Source organism: Apilactobacillus kunkeei, from assembly GCF_005930975.1.
Lineage (GTDB): Bacteria > Bacillota > Bacilli > Lactobacillales > Lactobacillaceae > Apilactobacillus > Apilactobacillus kunkeei_E.
This window is the reverse complement of sequence record NZ_VBSE01000041.1, coordinates 172,436-180,497: the sequence shown is the minus strand read 5'-3', so window position 1 is coordinate 180,497 and position 8,062 is coordinate 172,436. Positions and strand designations below refer to the sequence as shown.

The 8,062-nt window shown below is 33.4% G+C and carries 4 protein-coding genes; 3 read left to right on the top strand and 1 reads right to left on the bottom strand.

What is annotated here, in order from left to right:
• Positions 1-86: 86 nt before the first annotated feature.
• Entirely contained in the window at positions 87-434 is a 348-nt protein-coding gene (locus FD688_RS05275) for a hypothetical protein (RefSeq protein WP_138742090.1), read from the bottom strand.
• Between the two features lie 398 nt (positions 435-832).
• Between FD688_RS05275 and FD688_RS05270 the strand changes: the two genes are divergently transcribed.
• The 3 genes from FD688_RS05270 (at position 833) to FD688_RS05260 (ending at position 8,025) form a co-directional block, all read left to right on the top strand.
• Positions 833-2,470, top strand: coding sequence for a peptide ABC transporter substrate-binding protein (locus tag FD688_RS05270; RefSeq protein WP_138742089.1), 1,638 nt, complete (start codon positions 833-835; stop codon positions 2,468-2,470).
• Between the two features lie 466 nt (positions 2,471-2,936).
• Positions 2,937-3,737, top strand: coding sequence for a 2-keto-4-pentenoate hydratase (locus tag FD688_RS05265; protein ID WP_138742088.1), 801 nt, complete (start codon positions 2,937-2,939; stop codon positions 3,735-3,737).
• Positions 3,738-4,032: 295 nt separating this feature from the next.
• Entirely contained in the window at positions 4,033-8,025 is a 3,993-nt protein-coding gene (locus tag FD688_RS05260) for a KxYKxGKxW signal peptide domain-containing protein (protein ID WP_138742087.1), read from the top strand.
• Positions 8,026-8,062 lie beyond the last annotated feature (37 nt).

The following is an 8,062-nucleotide window of genomic DNA, read 5'->3' as shown; positions in this document are numbered from 1 at the left end:
ATGTCACCGGTTGAATACCGAATCAATTCCTCCCAGAAAATAGCATAACCATCTTCCAATTTTAGGGGTTCAGGTCAGTCTCTTTTTTATTTAACATCTACGTCTGAAGATAACACGTAAGTATTATCATTGATTTTGTAGAAGTTGGTTTGTTCGTCTTGTACTAACTTGGTAGAAGATAGTTTAGTTCCTTTTTTGAAAGTTTCCTTCTTTAAGGAATCCAGACGAGGAAAACTGTATTGACTGGTTTGATCTTTTTTAACAATTAGTTCATATTTACCATTATGTTTTTTCTTTGTCACAGCGACGGTTTGATTAACCGCTTTTAATGTTGAATCAACGTTACTATTTTTGGTAGCTATACTAATAGCGGCGATGACTGCCACAAATAAAAGAATAATGACAATTATAATTTTGGAAAATGTACTCTTCATTTTTTCGTTCCTTCTCATGATTATTCTGCTACTTTATAGTATACGACTTTTGTTACTAGGGCAATAAAAAAGCAAATCACTATCCATTGATATTAAAAAATAATGAGAATTAATCATTGACTTCTCATTTATAACCATGTATGATTCAAGTAATCAATCTGTACGAAAGAAGGTTATCCATTTGAAAAACGTATTTTTAATTTCATGTTGTTGTCAAACTGTCGTTAGCACAAATGTGGTAACCTTTTTAATCGTGTAACTTGAGATAGTTTGACAGAAATTAATAAAAATTGAGTTATACGAATAAGAGACCACTGTTTGAGGCTAACCATTGTTAACCGCAGGCAGTGGTCTTTTTCTTTTGATTGAACACATACAAACACATAGGAGTGAAAAATATGAAAAAGTTATTAGTAGCATCAGCAATGACAGCTTTAACAGGGGTAACGTTGGCAGCATGTGGTAATAATACAAGCAATAACGACGCAAAGACACAAACTTTGAATTTAGCGGCCACATCACAATTAAGTACACTAGATATATCGACATCTACTGGATATGGATCAACAGGAAATGCGTTCAGTAGTTTTTACAAACTTGGCAATGATGGTAAACCAATGTTAGATTTAGCTGATAGTGCTAAGACCAGTAAAGACGGTAAGACATGGACGTTTAAACTAAGGGATGCCAAATGGAGCAATGGTAAGGACATCACTGCAAATGATTTTGTATATTCATGGCGTCGTACTGTAAAACCAGCAACTAAAGCTGAATATGCATACCTATTCAATGACGTTGAAAATGGTGAAGCTATCACTAATGGTAAAATGAATCCAGATAAGTTAGGGATTAAAGCTGTTAACAAACATACAGTCCAAATTAAGCTAACTAAACCAATTGCGTACTTTAAGACTTTAATGGCATATCCATTATTTGGACCACAAGACCAGTCCACTGTTAAGAAGTATGGTGACAAGTATGGAACTAATGCTAAATACATGGTTTACTCTGGACCATTTTCAATTGAAGGGTGGAACGGAACTAATGATACTTGGTCATATGTAAAGAATAATAACTATTGGGATGCAAAAAAAATCAAGTTAAATAAGATTAATTACACTGTAGTAGCTAATCCTACTACTAGTTTGAACCTTTATAATCAAGGTAAGATTGATGTCACTGCATTATCTTCAGAACAATTAAAGAACTACAAGAATAATTCAGAGTTACATGATTATTCATACTCAATGACCACATTCTTGCGTTATAACTTCAATGATCCTGACGAACAAAATAGGAAAGTTATTAATAATAAAAACATTCGTAAAGCAATTTCTCTAGCAATCGATAGAGACCAGTTAAATGAAAGTATTTTAGGTTTTAATACTAAGAAGATTACAGGATTTGTTCCTTATGATTTGGCTAGTGATCCAAAGACAGGCAAAGATTTTGCTGATCAACAAGGTAATAAAGATTCATTAGCTTATAACAAAAAGTTAGCTAAGCAATACTATGAAAAAGGATTAAAAGAATTAGGCATCAAGAATGTGTCATTATCACTAATGGCATCAACTGATGATGCGAACACTCCGGTAGCTACTCAATACTTGAAATCTCAATTAGAATCAGTTCTTCCGGGCTTTACTATAAACTTGAGAACAATTCCTGGTAAGTTAGCCAACGATAATCTTACAAAGGGGAACTTTGAAATCTCACTATCATCATGGGGTGGAGATTTTAAAGATCCAATTACATTCTTACAAATTCCTGAACAAAATACACCTTATAACTTTGGTAAATATAATAATACTAAGTTCAATGCACTATTGAAAAAGGCTGGCACTACAGACGCAAATGACGCAAGTAAACGTTGGCAAGACCTAATTGAAGCAAGCAAAGAACTAAATGATGATCAAGGAATTTCGCCATTGTATCAAGTTAGAACATACTATTTACAAAAGAGTTATGTTAAAGATGTTATTCATAACACTGCAGGTCCACAATGGAACTATACGAAAACTTTTATTAAAAAATAATTAAAAAGCGTTGACTTTTCTAATTCAGCTCTTATAATAAGGTCAATTAGATAAATAAATAGCGATTATAAGAACAACTAATCAAAGTCGTTTCAAGAGAGTGCTGGTGGGATGTGACAGCATAACGAATTTGATTGAAAGTTATCATTCTTTAGTTAGCCCACTGAAACAAAAGTAAGTGGCGCCGGTAGCAACCGTTAAGTTGACAGCGTATCGATTTTTATCCGTACGTAGAGGATAGTCTTTTTAGACTATTAAATTAAAGGTGGTAACACGCGGAAGCGTCCTTAGATCCATATTAAGTATGGGTTTGAGGACGCTTTTTTATTTATCAATTTGAATTAAGAAGGGAAGTGGTGACAATGCAATTACCGATTAGTGAGTTAGATGATGGACAGATTAATATTTTATTTTGGATTGCAGCGTCACCAAATAAGGTACGCTGCTAGAAAAGGAGCGTATTATTATGACAACTACTGAATTAGAATTAACCGCAACTGAAGAAAGATTGGCCAATGCATTATTTGAAGCATATAAGAGCAAGCAACCATTAAAAATGGATGAGTGGGAAGATATGGTGTCTGATGAAGAGTCATCATATCGAGTTCAAAGAAGATTAATGGAATTAAAAGATGAAGATCTTGGTGGATACAAGGTCAGTTTGACTAGTAAACAAACACAAGATATGTTTAATTCAGACGAGCCCTTATATGGTGCGCAAGTAAAATCACACTTCGTGCAATCGCCGGTATCATTATCATTAAACAGCGAATTAATGGATCCACTTGCTGAAGTAGAACTCGTTTTTAAAGCTAAAGAACCGTTATTGCCAACCGATAGCCTAGAAGATTTAGCAAATAAGACCACAGTGTCATCAGGGGTCGAGGTGCCAGACTCAAGATTTTCTGATTGGTTCCCATCACTGTCTAAGTACATGGTCATGTCAGATGCTGCTGTTGGCGGATACGTAGTCTATGGAGAGGAATTTGATACCAATAGTTTCTCTCTTAAAGATTTAGAAAATGTGACAACTACACTAAGACATGATGGTAAAGAAGTTGCGACTGGATTATCTTCCGAAGTGTTAAGTAATCCTTTAAACGCACTCCAATGGTTGGTCAAAGAACTAGATGAGCAAGACCTTAGATTAGACGCAGGTCAAAGGGTATCTTCGGGAACCTTCCTGCTTCCACCACACCTAATTAAAGGACTATGGACAGCAACATTTAATCAAGGGTTTAGTGAAGTAAAATTGAATGTTAAATAAAAGTTATGAAAAAGAACACTCTCTAAGGGTGTTCTTTTTTGTAATACCTACATTCTTTATAATAATCGAGAACATTGACAATAATATAATTTATAACTGGATTAGAAGGTTTAACAATATCAATATTCGATTTATAACAAAATTATTCAGTGCTGGTATAATGATATTTTATCCACGTTTTTAAGCGACTTATCATAAAATAACATTAAAATAAAGTTAAACGCTATTAAACTTACTTTTAGATTTTGTTATAATATCATTAAAATAAATTTAATGGTGAAATTCGGAGGAAATCATGAATAAAGAAACAAAGGTGCACTTTAAGAGTTATAAGTCGGGAAAACATTGGGTAGTAGCTGGGATTGCTACTACAGCCATTTTAGGTATATTTGCTCTTTCTGATACTACAAACAGTATAAAAGTAAATGCTGATGTTAATGCAAGTGCGGTAAGTGTTATACAAAATGGTAACACGTCAACTGTTTCCAAAGATGAAAACAAAAATGAATCCAATAATGACCAAAACAAAAATAATGATACTAACACAGTAACTACTAATAGTTCATCAAATAATAAAGATGTAAAGAATGTATCAACAAAGAAAGTTGCTAAGAAGACAACAAAGAAAGTCGCTAAAAAAGCAACTAAGAAATCCACTAAAAAAGTTGTTAAAGGAAAATCAGGATATAAGTACACAAAATCAGGTGTTAGATATTTAACCAAGAAAGGTACATATGCAAAAGGTTTAGCAACCATTAAAGGCGTAAAAAAATTCTTTAATGAAAAAGGGTACCTAGTTAAAAATAAGATTGTTTCATTTAAGGGTAAGAAATTATATATTAATAAGAACGGAAGCTTAGTAACAAACAAGTCATTTATATACAATAAGTCTACATATTTGGCTAAAAAGGATGGTGCACTGGCCACTGGACTTCAATCATTAAATAATCAAAAAGTTTACTTCTCAAAAAGTGGTAAGTTAATCAAAGGACTAATTGAAAATATTAATGGTAAGCAAATGTTTTTTGATCCTTCAACAGGATATTTAATTACTGATAAATACATCACTGTTAATAAGGTAAATTATCATGCTGACCTAAACGGTTACTTGTCAAAAGATGATTCACACACTGATGAGTCATTAATGACAAACAGTGCCTTCAGTCAAAATTTCCATTACAACGTTCCTCGAGGATATTCAAATGATATTCAATCCATCATTCCACATACTGGAAATGATGGGAAGGTAGACTATTATGATGTATATTACCTATACAATCCGTATCCGAGCCGAAAGAGATTTTCAAATGAATGGTACCATGCGACAACTAAAGACTTTAAGACTTTTACACCTTATGATCAAAGTAATCCAGCATCCTTAAATAATGTTGCCATTCCATATAGTGGATACACTGGATCAGATAACCAAGTTGTTTCTGGAAACAAGACTTTCTGGAAATATGTAGCGACCGGTTCCATTGTTTCAAATAATGGAAGAATTAAGCAAGATAAATGGGGTAATAAGATTAACGCTAACGCAAAATTAGCTTACTTTACTGATATCGCAGACAAACAATACATTGACTTGGTATACAGTAACAACGATGAACAATTCAAACCAGTTACTGATAAACCTGTATTAAGTGCAGATATGTTCAAGATTGATAGTGGAGATTTCCGTGACATCCAAGTACTACCACAAAATGATGGCTCTCTAATTGCATACGTTGCTGGTGGTTGGTCCAAAAAGATTTTTGTCTTCAGAAGTACTAACGGTATCAAGTGGACTTATAACTCTAATGAAGATATTGATTTAGGCACTATTAAATCAGTTCCTTTTGAAGTTGAAACACCAATAATTAGAACAATTAATGGTCAAACATTTATGTTTTTCAGTTGGCATAGTGACAATATCCGTGCTAGTGCATATGTAAAGGGAAGCATAGATAAAAACGGTGTATTCAAATTGGCCCCAGATGCTCAATTTGTTAATACTGATGGTGCAGATTACAAGAGTGATGTATATGCCGGTAACAGTACTAACCTAGATGATAATAACTTAATTAATATTAATTGGAGTGGTAACTGGCTTTACTTACCACTTGCTGCAGCAATAACAGATTATGATGGAATTACAAAGCACAATGGAACAATTACTTTGCCACGAATAATTCAAAACGTGAATGGGACACTTAAATACGTACCAATTGAACCTGACAATAAATTGGTAAGCAGTTACAGAATTAATTCTTCAGCTCAATCAGTGCTTGTAAACACTAATAATAAGTTAGATTTTACTTTTGATAGTGGTCAAGCGGATAAAACTATTACATTCAAGCGTAATCAATCAACAATTACTATTACCTTGAACAATAATGGTATTGAAGTTAAACGTCAAAACTCACTATATGACTTACTTTCAAAGGATGCTGTTACTTCATTAAGCACTACTAATATTACGAAACTGGAAGTATATGTAGATAACACTACTATCGAGCTATACCTTCCAGAAGCTAATAAGTCATACAATATTGTTAACTTTAGTTCAATTCAAAATGAACCATACTTCATGTCATCGACTGCAGCAGCAACCGTAGATAACTACCAATTCGGTCAATCTGATGGCTCAACTACTAATGATGGTTTAAGTACCAACATCACTAAGTTACAAGGTTACTTACAAGATGACACAGTACTAATTAATGCTTTGAAGACACAACCAGATGCTGATCAAACCAAGGTATCTGATGCGTTGAACAAGATTAGTCAAGCTCAAGCTAGCTTGACTAATGCTCAACAAAATATTCAAACATCTGTTGGACTAGGTACTGATGTACGTGCAATTTTATATAATTCTATCGCAAATGATGCTTATAAGACTGCTAAAGATTTGGAAAATAGTGTAAGTTCTATTGCGATGAACCTATCCAATTCCGTAAAAAATAATGGTATTGAAAATCAAAATGGTAATTATGTAATTAATGGACATAACACTTGGTTTGTAAATGGTAAGCGTATAGCAGGGCAAATGATTACCGATAGTCAAGGTAATACTCATTACTACGATGCTCAAACTGGTTACGAAGCTGTTAACACTTTCTACGTAGATAATGGCGCATATTACTACTTCGATAACAACGGAAATATGGTTAAGAATCAATTTGTTGAAGTTAACCCAGGTACTGGATACCAATACTATTTCGGAAACGATGGCAAGGCTCTATTAGGTAAGGCAGTTGTAGATGGTGCTCAATATGACTTCAGTGATAATGGTATCGAAATTAAGAACTCAATTGTTAAAAATTCTGATGGCACGGTATCATACTATGGAATAGATGGAAAGATGGCGACTTCAGATGTAACTGTTGGCAGCCAAACATTCAAGATTGCTTCAGACGGTACTATTAGAGGTGATAATACATTCGTGCAATCTCCATCAAACAGTGGTTTGTTCTATTACCTAAAGAAGAACAAAGTAACTACTGGAATTATTAATAATGCAGGTAATGTATACAAGTTTGATAGTAATGGTGAAGCAACCGGAAATACATTCATCAAGGATTACAAGGGAAAGAAAATCTACTATATTTCTTTTGATAATCATCCAGCTCAACAAGGAATTGGTATTAACAACCAAAGATTTAATTTCAACCAATACGGCCAATTGATTGCACCTAATCAAATGGTTAAGCTACCAGATGGTTCTAAATTCTTATTAGACAAGAATAGTAATATTCTTGGTGGTGTTCGTGAATATGATGGATATTTCTACGCTTTTACTAAGGATGGGAAACTACGTAAGTCAGGGACTGCTGTTTACAAGGGTAAGAAGTATAAGATTACAAAGGGTGGAACTCTTAAAGGTCTTAAGGGTCGTAAGATTCCAAAAAAATCTGATTTAGCAATTCTTACTTCAAAGGTCACTGTTGCTAAGAAATCTTTAGCAAAGGAAAAAGCACAATTATCTAAGTTAAAGAATAAACATACTGCTCACTACAAAAAGCTTCTTAAGAAGTACAACAGTGATAAGAAGTCATATGACAGACTTAAAAACAGAAAGAATGGGTTAGCTGGATACTTCAAGAACGTTGGATTAGTAAACAAGGCAAAATCTAAATTAGCTAGTATTAAGGACCAAGAAGCAAAGATTAAAAAGGATATAAAGAAGCATAATAGCAAGAAGAATCGTTCAGCTCTGAAGAAGTTAAAGGCAAAGGCTACAAAAATTAATAAGACTATGTCTAAATACTATAAAGAAATGAACTCTTTTAAGAATAGTTACAAATAACATGTAAAAAAGAATGCCATTTTGGCATTCTTTTTTT